Annotated in this window: 2 protein-coding genes; both read left to right on the forward strand. The window is 76.2% G+C overall.

The window, feature by feature from the left end; translation table 11 throughout:
• Positions 1–360: acyl carrier protein (locus FNQ90_RS21195; RefSeq protein ID WP_182607817.1), on the forward strand; the 360-nt coding region annotated here is incomplete at its 5' end.
• Positions 357–1,982, forward strand: a complete 1,626-nt coding sequence (locus FNQ90_RS21200) for a beta-ketoacyl [acyl carrier protein] synthase domain-containing protein (protein ID WP_182607818.1) — start codon at positions 357–359, stop codon at positions 1,980–1,982. The genes FNQ90_RS21195 and FNQ90_RS21200, both read left to right, overlap by 4 nt.

A 1,982-nucleotide genomic window follows, 5' to 3' on the forward strand; every position in this document is an offset into this window, starting at 1 on the left:
CCCCCGGCACGGGGGATCGACGCCGGGATCCTGGCCTCGGTCGTCGCCGTCCTGGCCGACCTCACCGAACGGCCGGTCACCGCGGAGGCGAGTCCCGCGTCCCTGGGTGCCACCTCCCTGACCCTCGTCCTGGCCCACCGCCGACTGCGCGAGTCCATCGCCCCCGGCCTCGCCCTGGCGGACGTCTTCCGCCACCCGACGGTCGGGTCACTGGCCGAGCACATCACCGCCCTGACCCGCTCCGCTCCCGGCGCGGCACCGACCGCTGCCGACCGTGGCGTCCCACCCGTCCGCCGTTCCGCCCCGCGTCGCGGGGACCGGGCCGCCGCCCGCGCCCGAGCCGAGGAGACCGCACGATGACGGCACCCGCCCCGTTTCCCGGCCCGCCGCCGGGGGAACCCGCCGGCGACGACGCGGGCCCCGAGGGCCTGATCGCCGTCACCGCACTGGACTGCCGCTTCCCCGGCGCCCCCGACACCGCCGCCCTGTGGGACCTGATCGTCTCCGCGCGCAGCGGCCTGACCCGCCACGAGGACGCGGTGGAACCGGCGGGCGGCGGCGCGTCGGGGAACCCCTCCCGGGTGCCGGTGAGCGGACTCATCGAGGGACAGGACCTCTTCGATCCGGAGCCCTTCGGCCTGACCGACGCCGAGGCGGCGTTGATGGACCCGCAGCAGCGGCTCTTCCTGGAGGCGTGCTCGCGCGCACTGGAGGACGCCGGGCACGCCCGGGGGGCCGGCGCGGGCGCCGTGGGCGTCTTCGCGGGTGCTTCCCACAGCGACTACCTCACCCGCAATTTGGGCGACCGGTACGCCGCCGCGGACCGGGACCCGGTCGGCAGCCTCCAGGCCGCGATGGCCGGCGTGGCCGACTACCTGCCGCTGCACGTGGCGCACCGCCTGGGGCTGACCGGCCCGGCCGTCTGCGTCGGCACGACCTGCTCCACCTCGCTGGTGGCCGTGCACCTGGCGGTCCAGTCCCTGCTGGCGCAGGAGTGCGACACCGCCCTGGCGGGGGGTTCCTCGCTGATCGTCCCGCAGGGACGCGGTTACCTGCACGTGCCCGACGGCATCTTCTCGGCGGACGGGCACGTGCGGACGTTCTCCGCCGAGGGCACCGGCATCGTGCACACCCAGGGCGTGGGCGTCGCCGTGCTGCGCCGGCTGGAGGACGCCCTCGCCGACGGCGACCCGATCCTGGCCGTGATCCACGGCTCGGCGATCGGCAACGACGGCGCCGATCGGACGGGTTTCACCGCGCCGTCGCCGCGCGGTCAGGCCCGGGTGATCTCCGAGGCACTCGAGGTCGCCGGGCTCGAACCCGGGATGATCGGCTACCTGGAGGCGCACGGCACCGCGACCCGCCTGGGGGACGTGGTGGAGGTGGCCGCCCTGCGCCGGGTGTTCGGCACCGGCGGCCCGGCCCGGTGTGCCCTCGGCTCGGTCAAGGCGAACATCGGCCACGCCAACTCGGCGGCCGGGATCGCCGGTTTCGCCCGGGCCGTGCTGGCGGTGCACCACGGTGTGCTGCCGCCCGCCCTCGACGCCTTTCCCCTCAACCCCGACCTGGAACTGGAGGACTCGCCGTTCCGGGTCCCCGGGCGGGCGAGAGCGTGGGAGGGCGAGCGGTACGCGGGCGTCAGCTCCTTCGGTATCGGCGGCACCAACTGCCACGTGGTGCTCGGCGCCGCGCCGGAGCGCCCGGAGCCGACCCCCGATCCCCGGCCGCAACTGGCGCTGGTCTCCGCCCACCGGGACGATGCCCTCGCCGGTCTGCTGACCGGCCTCGCCGGGGTGGTGGGCCCGGCGACCGACGGCATCCCCGCCGGCGCCCCCGCTCCGGCGGTGGCCGATGTCGCCCACACCCTGCACGCCGGCCGCACGGCCCTGCCCCATCGTGCCGCGGCCGGCGTGCAGGGTGTGGGCGACATCGGCCGCGGACGCCCGGGCCTGTCTCTTATACACTTCTGTCGCTGCCGATGA

The sequence above is a fragment of the Streptomyces alkaliphilus genome, assembly GCF_014141535.1.
Taxonomy (GTDB): domain Bacteria; phylum Actinomycetota; class Actinomycetes; order Streptomycetales; family Streptomycetaceae; genus Streptomyces; species Streptomyces alkaliphilus.

Excerpts from the sequence above, each read along its gene's own strand:
- FNQ90_RS21200 (WP_182607818.1), top strand. The coding sequence starts at position 357 with ATGACGGCACCCGCCCCGTTTCCCGGCCCGCCGCCGGGGGAACCCGCC.